Origin of the sequence: uncultured Nisaea sp. (genome assembly GCF_963974195.1) — a bacterium.
Lineage (GTDB): Bacteria > Pseudomonadota > Alphaproteobacteria > Thalassobaculales > Thalassobaculaceae > Nisaea.
Genome location: NZ_CAXBDC010000010.1, coordinates 28,985 through 47,793, shown reverse-complemented (window position 1 = coordinate 47,793; position 18,809 = coordinate 28,985). Strand labels below are relative to the sequence as shown.

At 54.9% G+C, this 18,809-nt stretch carries 16 protein-coding genes; 10 read left to right on the top strand and 6 right to left on the bottom strand.

The window, feature by feature from the left end; genetic code table 11:
- Positions 1-78: 78 nt before the first annotated feature.
- From AAC126_RS04125 to AAC126_RS04105, 5 genes are read left to right on the top strand one after another with little or no spacing between them, the layout of a single operon-like run.
- Positions 79-1,077 carry a GDP-mannose 4,6-dehydratase gene (locus AAC126_RS04125; RefSeq protein WP_339850381.1) on the top strand — a complete coding sequence of 333 codons (999 nt, stop codon included), beginning with the start codon at positions 79-81 and terminating at the stop codon, positions 1,075-1,077.
- Entirely contained in the window at positions 1,077-2,261 is a 1,185-nt protein-coding gene (locus AAC126_RS04120) for a LegC family aminotransferase (RefSeq protein ID WP_339850378.1), read from the top strand. Before AAC126_RS04125 ends, AAC126_RS04120 begins: the two co-directional genes overlap by 1 nt.
- 4 nt (positions 2,262-2,265) lie before the next feature.
- Complete coding sequence (neuC, locus tag AAC126_RS04115; RefSeq protein WP_339850376.1) at positions 2,266-3,417, top strand: UDP-N-acetylglucosamine 2-epimerase; 1,152 nt, start codon at positions 2,266-2,268, stop codon at positions 3,415-3,417.
- Positions 3,418-3,438: 21 nt separating this feature from the next.
- Positions 3,439-4,386, top strand: coding sequence for a glycosyltransferase (locus tag AAC126_RS04110; protein WP_339850375.1), 948 nt, complete (start codon positions 3,439-3,441; stop codon positions 4,384-4,386).
- A complete protein-coding gene (locus AAC126_RS04105) occupies positions 4,383-5,303 on the top strand; it encodes a hypothetical protein (protein WP_339850372.1) in 921 nt (306 codons plus the stop codon). The genes AAC126_RS04110 and AAC126_RS04105 overlap by 4 nt, the downstream gene beginning before the upstream one ends.
- Before the next feature lie 9 nt (positions 5,304-5,312).
- Here the strand turns inward: AAC126_RS04105 and AAC126_RS04100 are convergent, their stop codons facing one another.
- The 4 genes from AAC126_RS04100 to AAC126_RS04085 all read right to left on the bottom strand — a co-directional run bounded on the left by AAC126_RS04100 (position 5,313) and on the right by AAC126_RS04085 (position 8,611).
- Positions 5,313-6,182: a glycosyltransferase gene (locus tag AAC126_RS04100; protein ID WP_339850370.1), complete on the bottom strand. Its 870-nt coding sequence runs from the start codon at positions 6,180-6,182 to the stop codon at positions 5,313-5,315.
- Positions 6,183-6,405: 223 nt separating this feature from the next.
- On the bottom strand, positions 6,406-7,611 hold the full coding sequence (locus tag AAC126_RS04095; protein ID WP_339850368.1) for a glycosyltransferase family 4 protein: 1,206 nt from the start codon (positions 7,609-7,611) through the stop codon (positions 6,406-6,408).
- A 23-nt stretch (positions 7,612-7,634) separates the two neighbouring features.
- Positions 7,635-8,012: a hypothetical protein gene (locus AAC126_RS04090; protein WP_339850365.1), complete on the bottom strand. Its 378-nt coding sequence runs from the start codon at positions 8,010-8,012 to the stop codon at positions 7,635-7,637.
- A gap of 140 nt (positions 8,013-8,152) precedes the next feature.
- Positions 8,153-8,611, bottom strand: a complete 459-nt coding sequence (locus AAC126_RS04085) for a hypothetical protein (RefSeq protein ID WP_339850362.1) — start codon at positions 8,609-8,611, stop codon at positions 8,153-8,155.
- A 119-nt stretch (positions 8,612-8,730) separates the two neighbouring features.
- Here AAC126_RS04085 and AAC126_RS04080 point away from each other — a divergent pair, with 119 nt between their 5' ends.
- The 5 genes from AAC126_RS04080 (at position 8,731) to AAC126_RS04060 (ending at position 15,621) form a co-directional block, all read left to right on the top strand.
- Positions 8,731-9,747, top strand: a complete 1,017-nt coding sequence (locus AAC126_RS04080) for an NAD-dependent epimerase/dehydratase family protein (RefSeq protein WP_339850360.1) — start codon at positions 8,731-8,733, stop codon at positions 9,745-9,747.
- A 68-nt stretch (positions 9,748-9,815) separates the two neighbouring features.
- Positions 9,816-10,892, top strand: coding sequence for a Gfo/Idh/MocA family oxidoreductase (locus AAC126_RS04075; RefSeq protein ID WP_339850358.1), 1,077 nt, complete (start codon positions 9,816-9,818; stop codon positions 10,890-10,892).
- A gap of 47 nt (positions 10,893-10,939) precedes the next feature.
- Positions 10,940-12,793 carry a tetratricopeptide repeat protein gene (locus AAC126_RS04070; RefSeq protein WP_339850355.1) on the top strand — a complete coding sequence of 618 codons (1,854 nt, stop codon included), beginning with the start codon at positions 10,940-10,942 and terminating at the stop codon, positions 12,791-12,793.
- Between the two features lie 561 nt (positions 12,794-13,354).
- Positions 13,355-14,851, top strand: a complete 1,497-nt coding sequence (locus AAC126_RS04065; protein ID WP_339850353.1) for a calcium-binding protein — start codon at positions 13,355-13,357, stop codon at positions 14,849-14,851.
- Between the two features lie 53 nt (positions 14,852-14,904).
- Positions 14,905-15,621, top strand: a complete 717-nt coding sequence (locus AAC126_RS04060) for an acylneuraminate cytidylyltransferase family protein (RefSeq protein WP_339850351.1) — start codon at positions 14,905-14,907, stop codon at positions 15,619-15,621.
- 5 nt (positions 15,622-15,626) lie between these two features.
- On the opposite strand, the gene AAC126_RS04055 is transcribed toward AAC126_RS04060, so the two are convergent.
- Both AAC126_RS04055 and AAC126_RS04050 read right to left on the bottom strand, forming a co-directional pair.
- On the bottom strand, positions 15,627-16,463 hold the full coding sequence (locus AAC126_RS04055; protein ID WP_339850349.1) for an FkbM family methyltransferase: 837 nt from the start codon (positions 16,461-16,463) through the stop codon (positions 15,627-15,629).
- A complete protein-coding gene (locus AAC126_RS04050; protein ID WP_339850347.1) occupies positions 16,450-18,795 on the bottom strand; it encodes a hypothetical protein in 2,346 nt (781 codons plus the stop codon). The genes AAC126_RS04055 and AAC126_RS04050 overlap by 14 nt, the downstream gene beginning before the upstream one ends.
- Positions 18,796-18,809: the final 14 nt, after the last annotated feature.

The window sequence follows — 18,809 nt, the reverse complement described above, 5'->3', positions numbered from 1 at the left end:
GATCCCTTGCCTGATGTATCGTCCGGCGTCTGGCGCGGGCGGCATGGTTCCCGCGCGCACGATCTTATGGGGACAGGCATGACGGGTCCGGTTCTGGTGACCGGCGCTGATGGGTTCATCGGCTCGCATCTGGTTGAAACGCTGCTGGAACAGGGCCGGGAAGTGCGGGCGCTCGCGCTTTACAACTCCTTCGGCTCGACCGGCTGGCTTGAGACGATCCCGAAGGAGTTGCGCGGCGGCCTTCAGATTGAGCTCGGCGATATCCGCGACCGGAGCTGTGTCGTCGGCATGGCGAAAGGCGCGTCGGCCATCCTGCATCTGGCGGCGCTGATCGCGATTCCCTACTCCTACAGGGCGCCCGAAAGCTACATCGACACCAACGTTACCGGCACGTTGAACGTGCTGGAAGCGGCGCGTCTCTGGGAGACGGAGCGGGTCGTCTGCACCTCGACCAGCGAGATTTATGGCTCGGCCCAGTTCGTGCCGATCACCGAGGAGCATCCGGTCAATCCGCAGAGCCCCTATGCGGCCTCCAAAGCGGCGGCGGATCATCTGGCGCTCTCCTACGAAAAGAGTTTCGGCCTGCCGGTTTCGGTGCTGCGTCCCTTCAACACCTACGGGCCGCGCCAGTCCGCCCGTGCCGTGATCCCGACCATCATCACGCAGCTCGCGCGCGGGGCGGAGGAAATCCGTCTGGGTGCCACATCGCCGACCCGCGATTTCACTTTCGTCCGCGACACGGCGCAGGGCTTCGTCTCGGCGATGACGGCCGATGCGGCCATCGGCCGGGTGACCAATATCGGCAGCGGGTTCGAGATTTCCATCGGCGAGACGGCAGCGGCCATCGGCCGGGTGATGGGGCGTAATGTGGAGATCGTCTCGGACGAGCAGCGCATGCGCCCCGATGCCAGCGAGGTCGAGCGCTTGTTCGCCGGTGTCGCGGTGGCCGAGGGGAGCCTTGGCTGGGCGCCGGCGCATGGCGGCCGGGACGGCTTCGACAAGGGGCTTGAGAAAACCATTGAGTGGTTCACCGATCCGGCGAACCTCGCCCGTTATCCGGAAGGGTACCAGGTCTGATGAGTACCGTTCTGAAGAACAATGCGTTCGATCCCTCCTCCATTGTCGATGCCGTGCGCTCGGTGCTCCCGGAGAGCCGCCCGCTGCCCCTGCACGAGCCGGAATTCATCGGCCGCGAATGGGAGTATGTGAAGGACTGTATCGATAGTGGCTGGGTCTCCTCCGTCGGCTCCTATGTCGACCGGTTTGAGCAGCTCGTGGCGGAAGCGTCGGGAACCCGCTTCGGTATCGCCTGCGTCAACGGCACGGCCGCGCTGCACATCGCCCTGATCGCGGCAGGTGTTCAGCGAGACGATGAAGTGCTGGTTCAGGCTCTGACCTTTGTTGCGTCCTGCAACGCGGTTCATCATGCGGGCGCGGTGCCGCATTTCGTCGATAGCGAGCGGGAGACTCTGGGGCTCGACCCGGACGCGCTGGATGCCTATCTCGGTGAGATCGCCGAGGTCCGTGACGGTGTGTCCTACAACCGGAAGACCGGCCGGCGGATCAGTGCGGTCGTGCCGATGCATGTGTTCGGGCATCCGATACGGATGGACCGGCTGATCGAGGTCGCGGCCCGCTGGCATCTGGTTCTGGTTGAGGATGCGGCGGAAAGCCTTGGGTCGTCCCGGGACGGCCAATTGATGGGAAGCTGCGGCCAGCTCGCGGCGGTCAGCTTCAACGGCAACAAGACGATCACGACCGGCGGTGGCGGTGCGGTCGTGACCAACGACGAAGCGCTGGCAAAGCGGCTGAAGCATCTGACAACGACGGCGAAGCTTCCGCACCGCTGGGCCTTCGATCATGATGAAATTGGCTATAATTACCGGCTGCCGAACCTGAACGCGGCCCTTGGCTGCGCCCAGTTCGAGATGCTGCCGCAATTCCTTTCGGAAAAGCGGGCCCTGGCGGAGCGGTATCGTGCGGCGCTGGCCACTGTTCCGGACGTGCAATTCTTCAGCCAGCCGGAAGGCTGTGTCAGCAATTACTGGCTCAACGTGGTCATGGTGCCCGACCGGGCCGCGCGTGAAGCCCTGCTGGAGGCGTTGAACGGAGACGGCATTCAGGCTCGGCCCTGCTGGACGCCGATGCACGAGCTTTCTTTCAACAGCGATTGCCCAAGGGCATCGCTTGCGGTGACGGAAGAGCTGGTGGACCGGATCGTTAATCTGCCGAGCAGCCCGAAGCTCGGACGCCAGGGCTGACGGCATGCAGCGCCAGATCATTGCCGGTGTGACCGGCAGCCGTGCTGATTTCGGCATTCAGAAACCGGTTCTGGATGCCATTCTCGCGGAACCGGGTTTCGTGCTCGATCTCTATGTCACCGGTATGCATCTGTCGTCCCGGTTTGGAAACACTGTCGAGGAAGTCGAGGCCGTGGGCTTCGAGATCGCCGGCAGGATCGATTGCGAGACGACCGGCGGCTCTCATGAAGAGGTGGCGCTTTCGACCAGTGCGGGGATGGCCGGATTCACCAAAGCCTGGAGTCTGAAGCGGCCGGACCTCGTGCTGTTGCTGGGGGACCGTTTCGAAACCTTCGCTGCCGCGTCGGCCGCCTATCTGCTGAATATTCCCATTGCACATATCGCCGGTGGGGATGTCACGTCAGGCTCGCTTGATGATGGCTTGCGGCACGCGATCTCGAAATTCTCCAGCCTGCATTTCACGACCAACGAGGAGGCCAGCGCGCGCCTGGTCCGGATGGGGGAAGACCCGGCGACAGTGCATACGACCGGAACGCCGGCCCTCGACTCGATCCGCTCTCTTGAGTTGCTGTCGAGAGATGAGGTGGAGCGGCGCGTAGGCGCACCGCTCGGCAAACACCTGCTCGTCGTGACCTTCCATCCGGCGACGGCGGACAAGGGCTCGCCCATAGAACAGTTTGGCGAGCTTCTGGCTGCGCTCGAAGCACTTCCGACGGATCACGTATCGCTTGTCACTTACGCCAATGCGGATAGCGGCGGCGCTGCTCTCAATCAGGCTTTGGTGGAGGCGGCCGCGCGCTCTCCCCGGATCATCGCCCGCGAGTCGCTTGGTCAGTTGCTCTATCTCTCGGCATTGCGTCATGCCTCGATGGTTGTGGGAAATTCGTCCAGCGGACTCTATGAGGCTCCGTCTTTCAGCATCCCAACGATCAATATAGGCACCCGGCAGGATGGCCGCCTGAAAGCGAGCTCTGTCATTGATTGCGTGCCGGAACGTGACGCAATTTTGAGTGCTATCGGCCGGGGGCTCGGGATGGATTGTCGGGAAACGGTAAGTCCTTATGGGGACGGGGATGCTACGGATCGCATTCTTCGAATCCTTCGCAGTGTGGCGCCTTTCAGGCAAATCGGATCAAAAGTGTTTTTCGATTCATGATGCCCTGAACGGAACCGTTTAATGAGCCAGATCATCTATCTGTCGATTGAGAATTTGCAGACCCCTGTCGGCGGTGTGATGGTTCAGGCTGCACATGTCGAGGCCCTTGTGCGGGCCGGATATGATGCAAAGATTTCCACGACGCTTAAGGGAGCGCGGCCGGACTGGCTATCGCCCACCGTGCCAATCGTCGATGGCAACAAGTTTAGTGTTTCCAAAGATGATGTGGCCGTCCTGCACGATTCCATACCGAGGAAGCATTTCGAACGTATTGTCGCGATGCCCTTGTGCAAGGTGTTCTTCTGTCAGAACCATTATTTCCTCGATCAGTATCTCGAACCGTCTGAACGGCTCTCGGATTTTCCGATTGATGCATTTATCTGCGTTTCGGAGCCTGCGGCGGCCTATCTTCGGGATGTACATGGCGTGACCGATCCGGTTGTTCTCCGTCCCTGCATCATGCAGAAAAAGGTCCCGGAACCAGCCAAGAAACTCCAGATTTGCTACATGCCGCGGAAGCGGCTGACCGAAGCGGGAACCGTGATTTATCACTTGCGGTATCTGCATCGCGACCATGCGCAGATCAAATTTGTCAGTATCAATAATATGCACCCTGACGAGGTTGCGCGGATCATGGCGGAAAGCGCTATTTTTCTGTCATTAAGCGGGAATGAAGGACTTGGACTTCCCCCGCTTGAGGCGATGCGGGCCGGTTGTGTCGTGATCGGGTATCACGGTGGCGGAGGGCTGGATTATGCAACGCCGGAGAACGGTATCTGGTACGATCAGGTGACACCCGACGGCCTCGCCGGACTCGTCGCCGAAGCCATTGATAGGTTGAAGCAGGATCCGGGTGCCTATTCCGACATGATCACGGCCGGCCGGCAGACGGCGGCTCTATACCAAAAGGACAGCATGGAAGCTGAGCTGCTGGCTTTCTGGCGATCGTTTTTGGGTGCTGAGCAATGAGCCACCGCGAGATCGTGTTTGTCCTCACCGAGGATGAGGAGTGGAAAGAGGAAAAACGCAGATTCTATCAGTCGCAGGCGGATCTTCTCACGGAAGCAGGATTACAGGCACGTCTGATACAGGTACGTGACAAAGCCGCTGTTGAGGGTGCCAGCCTGCCGGTTTTCGTTTTTGATCTGGGCGCGCATGCAACGATAGCTCCCTTGCTGGAAGAAGGAGCTGGAGATGCCTGTCTGTTGGCTCCTCTCCTTTGGAACCCGTATGTGTTTTGGGAAACGCCTCAACGCTGGATCAGAGCCCAGCATAAGGTCGCCGCATTGCTGGTTCCCGGAGAGGCGCATGAACAAAATATCCGTCATTACCCGCATGGACAAAAACTCGGCACACTTAATGTCGCGGCCCATTATGCCATTGAAGGAAAGCGGGACAGGCAGATAGACGGCCGGCTACCACGGATCGGGTATCTCTCGCACCGAAGCGCCACAGTCAAATTCGTCCAGGGATATGTTTCCCGGACTGATGCGGATTTTGCCGGTATAGACTGGGTTGAGCTGAATTTCAGCGACCTGTCGGGCTGGCAGGAAAATCTTCCGACATGCGATATTCTGCTTACTCTTCGTCCGCTGTCCGGCTCCGCGCTGCCACTTCTTGACGCCATGGCGGCCGGGTTGCTTCCGTTCGCGGATCATGGAGGCGGCCTTACGGGAATAGCTTCTGCGGAAAATGGCGTTTGGGTAGACAGCGTTACACCGGAGAAGATTGCACTTCAGCTTATCGAGCTTCTTCGTCGCTATCGCAATGCGGATCCCGCGCTTTTGCTTATGCGGGATCAGGCTCTGTCGACGGCCGCGCAGGCGAGCGCGCGAGCAACTTTTGCTGCAAATTATCGAGCCTGGAACGCTTTGGCGAGTTTGTGATCGGACGGGTCAGCGGGAAATTGCTTCATCTAGCCGGGCCGCAGCCTTTTTCGCTGCGTGATCCCAGCTGAAATTTTCAATGACATGGTTTGAGCCTTGCAGGCCGCGCCGTTTGGCGGCTTCCCGCTCTGCGTAGACTTCGCGCATCAGGGCGATCAGATGATCTTCGTCAGGATCGGCCCACTGGCCATAGTTGCTGTCCGATGCATCGAAGTAAGGAATATCGATATCGGTCAATCTGAAGTCTATTGAGTAAGCCGTGTCGCCAAGGAACTCGGTCGGGCCGCTATAGCCTGTCGCGATGACCGGGAGGCCGCAAGCCATGGCCTCAATCACGGGCAGCCCCCACCCTTCCGCGCGGAAAGGCGAAACGAAGGCGTCACAAGACTGGTATATTTCTGCAAGGCGCGCATGAGACCGGACCGGCGGGATAAAGGCGATGCGTTCCGGGTGCTGCAATTCAAGATCCCGCAGGATTTTCCCGATATTGAAATCGGGGTCGTGCTGATTGTCGCAGGCAAGAACCAGGACAGCTTCGTCATTGCTTCCGAATGCCCGGTCAAAACATTTGATCAGCTTGGCGGTTCCCTTGCGTTCCTCGTAACGGCCGATATTGAGGAACTTGAATCCGTTGAAACTTTTCAATGCTTCGGTTGGGGCAATGTCCGGGTTGAACAGGATCGGGTCCACGCCTTCCGGGACAACATGAATCCGTTCAGCCGGAAGACCATTGTCGATCAGGACATCGCGCCCCCATTTGCTGGGGATCCAAATCTCGTCTGCTCGTGAAAGAGGCCCGATCCAGTCGTCAGGATATTTGGTGGATTCCCAGACGGTATAGGCGATACGCCGCCCCGGTGCGTCGTCGAGAATACCCATGAGATTACCGTACAGGAGGGCAATTGTTGCATGGGGAGTGAGATTCGGTGTTTGCAGGAGGAGCTGTCTATCCTCTTCCCAAGGCCCCTCAAGTCCGATCATCGGGGAGGTGGTAACGGGTTTTAGAAGGGAAAGCCGGTCAAAGAAGTTCCGTGTGTGGGTATTGTATCCGAAGCGCCCCTCAAACCAGCCAAGAGCATGAACGCATAGGGGAAGGTTGCCTTCAGAGGCCATGTTTTTTCAGGCCCTGTATCAAGTGCCCTACCTGTTTGTCCCAGGTGAATTCCTGCATTTTCCGGGCACCTTCAGCGCCAATGGAGCGTGCTTTTTCCTGTTGATCATAGGCGAATTCAAGATGCGCGATGATTTCATCGACCGATGATTCGCCCCAGTGACTGGTGTCGTACCCAGCCTCGTCGATGACGACCTGCCGCTGATCCGACAGTGGCAGGCAGGCTCCATCAAATATGACGTCAAGATGCCCTGTGTTCTTGGAGATGATCGTAGGGATTCCGCAGGCCATTGTTTCCATGGCGACGAGGTTGGTGCCGCCCTCGCATCGATTGGCAAAGACGGCAACATCGGCCTCACGGATCAGACCCGGGGTATCTGCATGGGGATAGTGGTTGAATGCCATGACATGCCTCTGCCGCAGGCCAAAGGCCTCGAACCAGCGCAACAGGTCGACATCGTTATCCGATTTTGGGCGGGGCGGGTTTTCAATATGTGAAGAATTGTCAAACCAGCGATATCCCCTGCTATCTGCCCATTTGTTTCCCCAGACGCAAATCAGCAAGGCATCGTCGTGTGTTTTAATGAACTTTGAAATCGCGCGAAGGACAATATCCTGACCTTTGCGGAATTCCATTTTCCCTCCGGAATATATGACGAAGCGGTCAGGAAAGAGGGCACGGTTGGGCGCTGGATGAAAGCGGGATGGATCTATTCCCTGTATGCACATCTCGACGTTACGGACCCGGTTCCCGGCGAGCAGCTCGGTGTTCCAGGAGGAGCCGGCAGTGACACTTTCGAACCGGTTGTAGATGTCCCGGGATAGCTCGGAAATATTGCCATTCTCGAAGAATGTAAGAGCGTGGTTCGTCGAACCGACGATCCCGGCCGAGTGTTTTGAGAAGGCGGGCCTTGCATCCTCGCCGAGCGCGTGAAGGACCGGGATAGAGGCTTTCCGGCGGATGCTAATCATCCGCTCGACCAGGCCCGGGTTGGCTTTCAGTGGTTCATCCAGCCGCCTGTCGATCAGCGCTTTTTCGAGTGAGTCGCTGAAACCTTCGTCTCGGTCCTCAAGCAAGACCGGCCTGTATTCTGTGCCAAGGCACATGTGCTTGATTATCTGGTAGCCGTAATTACCCCATCCGGAGAGCTGGTCGAGATGCCATGCGATCCCGATATGTTTTTGCGAAGGGGGCATTGTCGTTAGCTACTTTTACCCTGCTATTGCTCGTCCGGAGCGCGATGCAGGGTAAAGCGATGAACCTTGCCTCGAAAATAGCTGACAGCGTTCAGCTCGATCGTTTTCGGGTCTTCTTCCTCGTGATAGACCGTCAATGCCCGGTTCTCGTCCTTGAAATGCACGATCGTCCGCCCGTTGTTGGAGAGGTATTCGACGGGGCGGACCGTATCATTCAGACGAACCTGCCCGGGCTTGAAAATCACGACAAACTGGTCATCGGGACGCTGTCCTTCGATCCTGAGGTCAACCCGGTCCTCGGCTGAGATCGTGCCAACCCAGCGGCCGTCGACGGCTTCCTCTTCCGAATTGCAGGCCGCAAGGCCAGTGCAGAGTATCAGAAGCAAGACGAATTTTTTCATCCGAGAAGACCTTTGAGGGTTTTGCGAGGGGCGATCAAACGCATCTGTTTGAATCGCGTGTATTGCTCACCTTGAATTAGTCCAAGCCGTTCCATGGTTCAAGCTGCGCATTCTTTTGGCATCTGGGTGCGCGGAAAAACCTACTTTTGAAGATCAAGATCGTGCTGATCAGCATCATACAGCTGTGACAGATCGTCTGTCAGAGCGAATTTGGCGCGCTCCCGCAGGCGCTCCATCGCGGCGGTAATTCGCTTGCTCTGCGATTCCAGCACATTGGTTCCTGATTGATTTATCTGACGGAGAAGGTCCAGCGTCTCGGTATCGAGTGTTGGAACGATGCGGGTCCGGCTGAGCTCCTTCCGGTCATTATCGGAGCTGACTTTTACCAGATAGAGGGAATAGTCGCGACTTCTGCTCACGATATGAGAGAGCGCGCGCATCCAGTCCGAGGAATGCTGGCAAAATGGAGCCGGGTAGGCCAGGGCGCCGATCTTAGTGTCGCCGGCATATTCACGGATGGCATTGGGGCTTAGGCGCGCAAAACGCACTGCTGGCTCTAGGAATATCAGATCCGATTCCAGAACCCATTTAACTGCCATGCCGTTTGAACCCTCGAAATTGTCTTATTATCAAGCAGCAGTCTGTAAATTCTGTCACCGCTTGTGTTACTCAGGTCGTTATCGGGTGTGAGCCTCAGGAATTCAACCGTGCAGAGGGAATGAGCCAAGTGCATAAGGCGTATACAGCGGTCGTCACTGGTGGTGCCGGTTTCATCGGGAGTCATATGGTCGACCTCCTGTTGTCCGAAGGGTTCCGTGTGCATGTGGTCGACAATTTCGTCGGCGGTCATCGCTCGAATCTAAAACACCATGCGGACAATCCGGATCTCAGGATCTTTGAGGCGGACATCCGGGACATCGAGTCCATGCGGCCCGCCTTTGAAGGTGCACGTTTCGTCTACCACTTTGCCGGAATCGGCGACATTGTGCCGTCGATCGAGCGTCCGATCGATTATATGGCGACGAATGCACAAGGCACCGTCCATGTTCTGGAATGCGCGCGCGAGGCGAATGTCGAGAAGCTCGTCTATGCCGCGTCGTCTTCCTGTTACGGGTTGGCGGACACACCGACCACCGAGCAGCATCCCGCGCAGCCGCAATATCCCTATGCTCTCAGCAAGTATCAGGGTGAGCAGGCGGTATTGCATTGGCATCAGGTCTATGGGCTGCCGGCCAACTCGGTACGGATTTTCAATGCCTATGGCACGCGGGTTCGGACTACCGGCGCTTACGGAGCGGTTTTCGGTGTTTTCCTGCGTCAAAAACTTGCGGGGAAACCCTTCACGGTTGTTGGTGACGGCACGCAGCGGCGGGATTTCATCTATGCGTCCGATCTCGCGCGCGCCTTTTACGCGGCTTCTTTGACCGAGAAATCCGGCGAGATTTACAATGCCGGCGGCGGAAACCCGCAATCCATCAACCGGCTTGTCGAGCTGATAGGCGGCGAGGTCGTTTATGTTCCGAAGCGACCGGGCGAGCCCGATGTGACCTGGGCGGATATTTCCAAGCTGCAGGGCGAACTTGGCTGGGCGCCGGAAATTTCCTTTGAGGATGGCGTGGCCCGTATGCTGGCGGATATCGAACGCTGGAAGGATGCTCCGCTCTGGGATCCTGATTCAATCGCGGATGCGACAAAGACCTGGTTCGCCTATTTGGGTGACGGTGAAAAAGTCTGACGAGATAACATGATAGGGCTGCCCTATGCGTGGGGAGCCTGGAAAGCAGTAAGCGGAGTATGGTGAGGATGGAAGCGAGCAGGGCGAATCGGGCTCGGATCGGGGTTCTGGGATGCGGCCGGGTTTCGGCGCGTTATCGGGAAGTGTTCCGGGACGAATTGACGGACATCGCCGATGTCGTGGCGGTTACGGATCTCGACCGGTCCAAGTCGGAATCCTTCGCCGGCGATATTGGCGGCAGCCCGGTGGTTGCCGACATGGATGCGCTGTTTGCGGAAAAACCCGACCTCCTCTGCATCCTGACCGAGTCGGGCAATCACTATGAGCATGCGAAGAAGGCGCTTGAGGCCGGCATCAACGTGATTGTCGAAAAGCCGGTAGCCTTGCGGCTTGAGCATGCCGAGGAGCTGTCGCGGATTGCCCGTGAACGCGGACTGATTTGCGCTGAAATCAAACAGAACCGCTACAATCCGGCGATGCGCTTCCTGCGGGGCGCGATGGATGAGGGCCGGTTCGGCAAGCTGGTTTCCGTTGGTATCCGGGTGCACTGGAGTCGTGACCAGTCCTATTACGACGACCCTTGGCATGGCCGCTGGCGGATGGATGGCGGGGTGCTATCCCAGCAGGCCATTCATCATATCGATGCCATGCGTTGGCTCGGAGGCCCGATCGAGGCGGTTTGTGCCCAGGGCCGGGCCGTGATCAACAAACTGGAAGCCGAGGATACGGCGACCGCGATCGTCCGGTTCGAGAATGGTGCCATGGGCACGATCGAAGCCACGACGGCGGCGCGTCCGCGGGATTTCGAGGCTTCTCTTCATATTGTTGGTGACAAGGCCCTCGCTAAGGTAGGCGGCCGGGCGATCAACCTGGTCGAGACATGGGAATCGATTGAGCCGCAAGCCGGTGACGAGGATGTGCAGGCAACGTTCTCCCAGGACGTTCCGACCAGCTATGGCCTCGGTCACGGCCCCTATATTCGCGAAGTCATCGACTATTGGCGCGCCGGGAAGACGGATGTGCCTGTCTCTGTTGATGAAGGCAGCAAGGCCCTGGCCTTCCTTCATGCTCTGTATCGGAGCATGGAAGTCGGTGGCTGGGTTTCGCTCAAGGACGCTCCGAGATCAGAGCGCCTGGGGCTTTGAGGCCCGCTTAGGTCAACGATTAAACATCAACTGGACGCACGCTACAAATGGCTCAACACCTGTCAGGCGATGCAATTTCTGTGGCGCAAAACGCGCGGGAACAGAAACGCCTGACACTCCTAAACCCGGACGCGGCAGGTCGCTGGGCCGCTCTTGCGGCGTCCGCGCCGCGCGACGCGGTCAAATTCCTGACGCGCGCGATCATTCTGTCCCCCGACGATTTCAGATTATATGTTAATCTTTCCAACCGGTATCTGGCGTCAGGAGAAGCGCTCCGAATTTGGGGACCATTGCGGGCCGCGGCTATTCTCTTCCCGGAGCTGTCCCGGGCCTACGAGTATCTGGGTGTTTTGATCCCTGTTTCCGTCACTGAGGGAGACCGCCGCAGACTGCGGGCATGGAGCTGGGTTTGCGGTGGTGCGGCGCAGGCTGGTGTGGTTGCCGCCACGCGACTGATTGACATGGACCAGTTGGAGGCCGCTTCCGAACTTCTGAAGGCGGTGATTTCCTCCGACCCTTTATCTTCCGAGGCCTGGCGCGAATGTGCGCTTCTGGAGCAAAAGAAAGCCCGGGACAAGCTTGCCCGTACAGCTTTTCTGCGTGCCGTGCTGACAGCCCCAAACATCTGTGACGGGTACATCGCCGCCTCAGCATTTCTGATAGACCAGAGAGAGTTTGCCTCTGCTGCGCAGGCTCTGGATTTTGCTGCCTGCCTGATCCCGGATTCGCCTGCTATATGGGTCAACCGCTCATCGATGTATGAGCATCAGTCCGAGCCGGAGAGGGCTATTGGGTTCTCGCGCAGGGCCTTGATGATGCGCCCGCAGAATGCTGCTTACACATATAATGTCGGAGCGGTGTTGCACGATCTCGGGCGGGTTCAGGAATCGCTGGCCTTCCATGACCGTGCGGTTCTGATGGCGCCCGATAACCTTGCGCTCAAGAACAATCGCGCCATACTTTTGCTGAAAGCCCAAGCCTATCAACAGGGGTTTGCCGAGTATGAGAATCGCTGGTACGGGCATGATCTTGAGCGATCACCAGGGCGGTCTCTTTATCCGGTTCGCTCGTTCGATCTTCCTCTCTGGAAGCCGGCGGAAACTTCCGGAGACCGGATTCTCCTCTGGGGAGAGCAGGGCATTGGTGATGAGATATGGGGACTCGGATATATTTCCTCTTTGAGGGGGCGCCATGAAAGCTTTGTCGTGGAGACCGATGCACGGCTTGTTCCTCTGGTAAACCGCGTTTTTCCGTTTGTTGAATGTATTCCCAGAAACATGGAGCGGACGCTCGACACGTCACTCTTTGATGCGCAATTACCGCTACTCAGCCTGCCTCACTCGCTAGGCCTCTCGGAAGCTCCGGCACCGGCAGGCTGGGCTCGGGACCGGCCGGAAGATCTCGTCAAGGTCAGAGAGCGTTTGCGGGCCGGCCGACACGGCAAGAAGATTGTCGGACTTGGGTGGCGCAGCGTAAAGCCGCTGGCGCACCGCTCTTTCGGCCTTTCCCTGGAGGCTTTCGCAGAACTCGCCTCCCTGGATGACACCCTGTTCCTGCCATTGCAGTACGGCATGTCGAGGGATGACTGGTGCGAGGTCGAGGCCCTGTTTGGCAAAGAGCGGATTCTCCGCCCCGATTTCGATGTCTGGCATGATTTGCCGTCATTGGCGGATGCTATCGGGGGCGTGGATGTCCTTGTCAGTGCCGCGACGTCTCTCGTCCCGCTGTCGGTCGCGGCAGGGACACCTGCGATTGCATTGCTGAACAGGGTTCAGCGCGACTGGCGATATCCCCCCGATGCTTCCTGTAGCCCGTTGCTGCCGGCTGTGGAGCTGATGTGGCCGCGACAATGGAGTGTGCCCGGAAGCTTGAATTGCGCGGTGAACCGGGCCTTTCAGTAAACAGATTCTCAGGTTCCGGCCGATCTGTTGCCGAGAAGTCACGCTATCGAGACTGATTTCCTCATGTTCTCGGCAGAAATCGTCCTCCCTAAAATGACCTTTGTCCGCTTATGCCGGAGAGGGGGGGCTGTCTGTTCGCGATAATTTGCCGCTAATAGACTGAATTTAAACATAAAATTTCCACTTCCCGGGGCATTCAATACGCCATGGGGCGGTGAGTGAGATCGCCCAGCGGGTTGTTGTATTATGATGTTCAGGATTTGGGGTAACCGCTTGCGTTCATTGGGCAAGCGGTGTAAGAAATTTCGCGAGCCGCACAAAAGCGGCTATCTATAGGACTGGCGTTCGCTTGGTGTGCAGGATTTTTTGGTTGACGAAATCCATCTGCAGCACCAAAGCTAACCCAGAACGGTTTGGTGTAGCTTTGATGCTAACTAGGGGGTTGTAATGGCAACGATAACGGGCACCAGTACGACGGATACGATTACTGGCACGGGCAATTCTGATCAGATCACTGCTCTTGCTGGTAGCGATATCGTCAGCGCGCTTGGCGGAGCCGACTTGGTTTATGGTAACCAGGGCGGCGATACGATTTCAGCCGGTTCCGGCGCAGACACTGTCTTTGGCGGTCAGGACGGGGATCTTATTCTCGCTTCAGACGGTAACGACATTCTCTACGGCAACCTCGGCAACGATACGATTTCTGGCGAAGGCGACTCTGACGTCATGTATGGCGGTCAGGGTAATGACGTCCTGAGCGCAGGTTCCGGTGCGGACACTGTTTTCGGTAACCTTGGTGGCGATACCATTGTTGCTGGCGACGGTTCTGACGTGGTCTACGGTGGTGCCGGTAATGATGCCATCAGCGGCGATGCCGGTTCTGACCTGATTTATGGTAACACCGAGAATGACACGATCCTTGGTGGTGCCGGTGCTGACACGATCTTCGGTGGCGCCGATGCAGACAGCATCGACGGTGGTTCTGATTCCGATCTTCTGTACGGCAACAAGGGTAACGATACCCTGATCGGCTCTGCAGGTACGGATACGCTGTATGGCGGCGCCGGTAACGATAGCATGCTGGGTCAGACCGGATCGGACGTTCTGTTCGGCGGCTTGGGTAACGATACGGCTGTCGGTGGCAGTGATAACGATCTCATCTATGGCAATGCTGGTGCTGACGTGCTCCAGGGTTCTGCCGGTGCGGATACGATCTACGGTGGCCAGGACAACGATACGGTCGACGGTGGCGAAGGTAACGACGTTCTCTTCGGTAACGCTGGCGCGGATAGCCTCTTCGGTGGTGCTGGCAATGACACTCTCGACGGTGGTGCTGGCAACGACGTTATCCGGGACGGTGCCGGTAACGACATCCTGTCGGGCGGTGCTGGTGACGATACGATCATTGGTACGGCAGGTAGCGATACGCTGTTCGGCGATGATGGTAACGACTCGCTGAGCGTGGTTGGCAATGCGTCTGGTAGCGCAGTCATTTATGGCGGCGCCGGTAATGACACGATTTCCGACGGTTCTGCCGGAAACGCCTTGTTCGGTGGCGACGGTAATGATTTGGTCAATGCCAGCCTTGGCAATGACACGATCTCCGCTGGTGCTGGTAACGATACTGTCTATGGCGGTACAGCTTCCACAGACCTGATCTACGGTGGGGATGGCGCTGACGTGCTGTACTCTGCATGGACCGGCAGTGGTGGGCATGACTCCCTGTATGGCGGTGGCGGAAACGACACTTTCTTTGTCAGCAAGGCAAATGCTTCCGTTAATATCGCCGCAGGTGCTACTGCAGCCTTCATCTACAACTTTGAAGATGGCAGCGATAAGATTGGTCTCACTGGCTTCGGGTTCAGTTCTTCTGTTCAGCCGAGCATGAAGATCACAAGCTCTGTCTCTGCTGGTTCGGATGCGCAGATCCTGCAAGTTTCTGGCAGCAACCAGGTTACGGTTGTTGTTAACGGTACGGCCGCAACCGGTGGTGATTATGCAATCATCAAAGTGACCGGTGTGACGACCCTGGATCTGAACGACTTCACGTTCAACTAAGGTCTCCAAAGAATGAAGACGGGCGAATCAGAGATGATTCGCCCGTTTTTTTTATGACAAACAAGACAAAACCCTTTGTCGCGCTGATCCTTGCCCGTGCGGGTTCAAAACGGCTTGTTGGCAAGAACCGATGCACGGTCGGTGGGAAACCCCTTATTGAACGGGCTTATACGGCAATACGGAAAAGCCAATCCTGCGGCCGGATTGTTCTCTCCTCTGATGACGCTGCCTTAATCCAAATTGCGAAGAGCTATTCGCACATTGAAATTCTGAAGCGCCCTGACATGTTAGCGAGTGATACCGCGACGTCAGAAGATGCTATACGGCATGCGATAGAATCTCTGTCTCTTGAGAATGATTCGATCATTCTCATCCAGTTAACATCCCCATTTCGCACGGCTTCGGATATAGACCTGACTGCGGAACCAGTGCGTCGTGGACAGGCGGACAGTGCAGTTTCTGTCACCAGATGGCGAGTACCTGTATCCCCGTCATTTGGCGACGCTGAAGAAAAAGCGATCTTAGGGAAAAAGGCGGATAAAAGAAATGAATGGGTAAAATGGCAATCTTTGAATAATCGATCATGGGCAATAAATGGCGCTGTCTATGTATTCCATGCCAGGAAATTTCTGGAGACAGGGAAAATTCATGACGAAAACAGCGCTATTCATGTCATGGAAGGCTGGCGTTCGATCGATATAGATTATCCTGAAGATATCGAATTCGCAGAAATTCTCAGTCGCGTAGAGATGTTATTCGATAATTCTTGAAGATTTCATTCTACCAGGATGCTGAACATGGAGTAAGGAGTGATTTTTTGTGTAGAATATCCAAAACCCTTTAGGAACAATTGGATTTCCTTATTCTCTGGATTTTCAAGAGGGCCAACACTCGATTCCCATAATATTCCCTGAACATGGCCACTTCGAAGCAGATTTCGCGCTCCGGATAACACCAGCTTCTCACGGCCTTCTGTATCTATCTTAAGCCAGATACGAGCGGCAGAGCGCCCTAAATCAAATCTTTCGATCAGATTGTCCAATGTGTGTACCGGCGTGTCCATGACATCGGATCCAGCAACGTCATCCTTCGCCAAGTGATGACCCATGCTGGAATTAATGCGTAACTTTCCAACGCCATCGTATTCGCCGAGGGCACATTGCAAGCCCTTAATGCTGCCATGTAGGTGGCTATATCTAATAGATGTCTCCAAGATTTTGAAATTAACGGGATGTGGCTCCAAAGCTACGCACTGCAGACCTTTTATTGATGCAGATGCAAAAATGGAATAGAGCCCAAAATGGGCTCCTATATCGATTAGGCAATCTCCACTCCTTAAATAACGGAGCAGATGGTCACGCTCAAAAGCTTCAAATCCATCCCCCAAGTACTCATCATTCACTAGGCGCGCCACTCCCGGATCACTGAGCTGATCAAGAGGGATGGCTATTACCGGAGGAGTGCTCGCTGCGTAGCCAGGGGATAACCGCACCGGCAGCAATAACGTCTGCTCCTTGATAAGTTTCGTTGGGAAGCGGAGTGACCAATCATCATTTTCTTGATTGGAGGTCTTCAAACCTACCTTTGAAGTTGATCCCTTATTTCGCAACAATTGTATGTTCCTTGGCCAATAAGGTTAATCTGTCCCGTACCATATCAAGAACATCACCCCAATCATCACGAGGGTCACGGAAAAAGACCCTAATCGATGGCAGCCAGGGGAGATGGGGGGTCCCGAGCTGTTGCCAAATTTCAGATGACGGAGCGCTTCGGAACACAAATGTGGGTACTCCGAGTGACCCGCCCATAAAGGCTGTCGAAGTAAGGGGGCAAGCGAGAGCGTCAAGAGCGCCGCACAGATTCATAATCTCATCCAGATCATCACGTAAATCCAGATCCGGAATGGTGTGGAATATAATATCGCGTTTCTTGCAGCCGGCCTCTATTATCTCAATTTCTGAATCATCGTATACATACTGAAGGTTGATGGCGAGAGCGCCATCTGGCAGCGATCTCACTAGCTCATCTGGTGAGACATACTGAAGGGCGCGGGCTCTTGCGAGATTTGCGCTTCGCCAAGCGACTCCAACAACTAAGCGCTTATCACCGTTGCTAAGTTTTTCCAGATATTTACGCCAAAACTGGACTCTGGTCGGGTTTAAGGTAAGCCAACCATAACCGGATATATATGGTTGAAGCGGAAGTGACCAACGCTCTTTGATTAATGCTCTAATCTTGCTGGTAAAGAAATGCGGTAAATGTGCTATCGGCAATTTCCAACGCACATCGGGTTCGAATAATCTGCTTTGAATAGGAGCTGTTCGAGGTAATACCTCAACTCGCGGAAACGATCTCTGAAATAAATTAACGAGTCTCTCGTCACATTCTAGAATTATCTGATTTGGATATTTTTCATCTAACAGCAATAAAAACCAGGAAAACATAAGCTCATCACCCATGCCTTGTTCCATATACACAAGAAATTTCTCATGCTTGGCGAGCTTGTTGTTAACCCACTCTCTTTGAGGGAAGGGTCTTTTCCGCGATGGAAACCCTTTTTGTTGCCATCGGGAAAGGTAATTCTCGAAACCCTGTTCAATTGCACCATCAGATAATTGATTAAAGGCAAGCCCCATACGGGTTACTGCATTCGAAGGGTTTTTCTTAAGTGCAACCTTTGAGGCAACAATTGCATTCGGAATATCTCCAGCGCCTCTATAGGACATAGCTAAATTTGTGTATCCTGAGGCAAGATCAGGATTTGAATTTATGCTCCTTTTAGAGGCATCAATGGCTTCTTGTGGTTGAAGCATAATACAGTGTGATACAGAGTAGGCACTCCAAGCTTTTGCATAATCTGGAATATAAATAAGTGCTCGGCGTAATATTGGTTCTGCAGATTCTGCAAGAGCGCATTCATTCAAATATGATCCAACATTATATTGAATCACTGGAAATGAGGGGAATAAATTTGCTGCTCGTATCAGGTAACAGTTTTTAATGTCACTATTTTCTGCGCTTTTAAGGGAAATAACAGCTTTATTTATTATTGCCGGATCAGAGGTTGATGTTATGAGGGTTGCCTTTGCCCATCTTTCTACCCAAAATTCAGCGGGCGAATCTGATGGTAGGTCCTCTTCTCCCGGAAGAATGTGAGCATAAGCAGGGATGTGTTCAGGGTTTAATATCAGGCACTGGCGGGCACGGTGCTGTACTCTTCCTTTTGTCCCATGTTGTCCTTCTAAAGAGAGGATGTATGGAATGCAGTTCCCTTCAGACGCTAAAATTAATTCCAGTGATGAGAGGGAGTATCTAAGTGTTTCTATGCTTTTTCTCAGGCTAAGCCAGCGAAGTATTGATTTTGCTCTTTTGTGAGAATTGAATATTTGTTTTGACGCACATGTAAGAATATATTTTGGGTCAAAATTATTATAAGAATTTGGTGTGTTATCTAAGATGAAATTAAATAGATTTTGATATTCTTTATCGAAATCTCTTTGAAGAGGCGCTGAAAGTATCCAGATGATTGCCGAAAGAAAGTTCTCTTGATGAAAATTTGAGTATCCAATTATTTCATGAATTCCGGGGGAATCATTCCAGTCATTCGGGTTTAATTTATTTGAATATTTTGTAATAGATTTAAAGTCATTTAATTTATGAAAACAACCAAGTGCCCTGTATAAGGATTTTTTGTTGAACTCACCTGTGGATTGGCACATTTTGAAATGTTTTATATAGTTATCAGCGGCCATAGAGAAGTCCCCGGCCATTTCAAGGGAGAGACCAAGTTTTAAAAATATGTCTGAAGCAATGTGTTCGTTTGTTGATGACAATGCGCGCGTAAAATATCGTGCAGCGGTGAGCCCGTCTGACTGGAGAAGCTTTTGCTGTCCTGCGACCTCCCAAGTTTGGGGATTACCAGGATCGAGAATAAGTTCGTTCATGTTCATAGCTGCCA

Bases quoted from the DNA above. Each gene is read 5' to 3' on its own strand.
- AAC126_RS04125 (WP_339850381.1), top strand. From the start codon at position 79: ATGACGGGTCCGGTTCTGGTGACCGGCGCTGATGGGTTCATCGGCTCG.
- AAC126_RS04120 (WP_339850378.1), top strand. From the start codon at position 1,077: ATGAGTACCGTTCTGAAGAACAATGCGTTCGATCCCTCCTCCATTGTC.
- neuC (WP_339850376.1), top strand. From the start codon at position 2,266: ATGCAGCGCCAGATCATTGCCGGTGTGACCGGCAGCCGTGCTGATTTC.
- AAC126_RS04110 (WP_339850375.1), top strand. From the start codon at position 3,439: ATGAGCCAGATCATCTATCTGTCGATTGAGAATTTGCAGACCCCTGTC.
- AAC126_RS04105 (WP_339850372.1), top strand. From the start codon at position 4,383: ATGAGCCACCGCGAGATCGTGTTTGTCCTCACCGAGGATGAGGAGTGG.
- AAC126_RS04100 (WP_339850370.1), bottom strand. From the start codon at position 6,182: ATGGGTATTCTCGACGACGCACCGGGGCGGCGTATCGCCTATACCGTC.
- AAC126_RS04095 (WP_339850368.1), bottom strand. From the start codon at position 7,611: ATGCCCCCTTCGCAAAAACATATCGGGATCGCATGGCATCTCGACCAG.
- AAC126_RS04090 (WP_339850365.1), bottom strand. From the start codon at position 8,012: ATGAAAAAATTCGTCTTGCTTCTGATACTCTGCACTGGCCTTGCGGCC.
- AAC126_RS04085 (WP_339850362.1), bottom strand. From the start codon at position 8,611: ATGGCAGTTAAATGGGTTCTGGAATCGGATCTGATATTCCTAGAGCCA.
- AAC126_RS04080 (WP_339850360.1), top strand. From the start codon at position 8,731: ATGAGCCAAGTGCATAAGGCGTATACAGCGGTCGTCACTGGTGGTGCC.
- AAC126_RS04075 (WP_339850358.1), top strand. From the start codon at position 9,816: ATGGAAGCGAGCAGGGCGAATCGGGCTCGGATCGGGGTTCTGGGATGC.
- AAC126_RS04070 (WP_339850355.1), top strand. From the start codon at position 10,940: ATGGCTCAACACCTGTCAGGCGATGCAATTTCTGTGGCGCAAAACGCG.
- AAC126_RS04060 (WP_339850351.1), top strand. From the start codon at position 14,905: ATGACAAACAAGACAAAACCCTTTGTCGCGCTGATCCTTGCCCGTGCG.
- AAC126_RS04050 (WP_339850347.1), bottom strand. From the start codon at position 18,795: ATGAACGAACTTATTCTCGATCCTGGTAATCCCCAAACTTGGGAGGTC.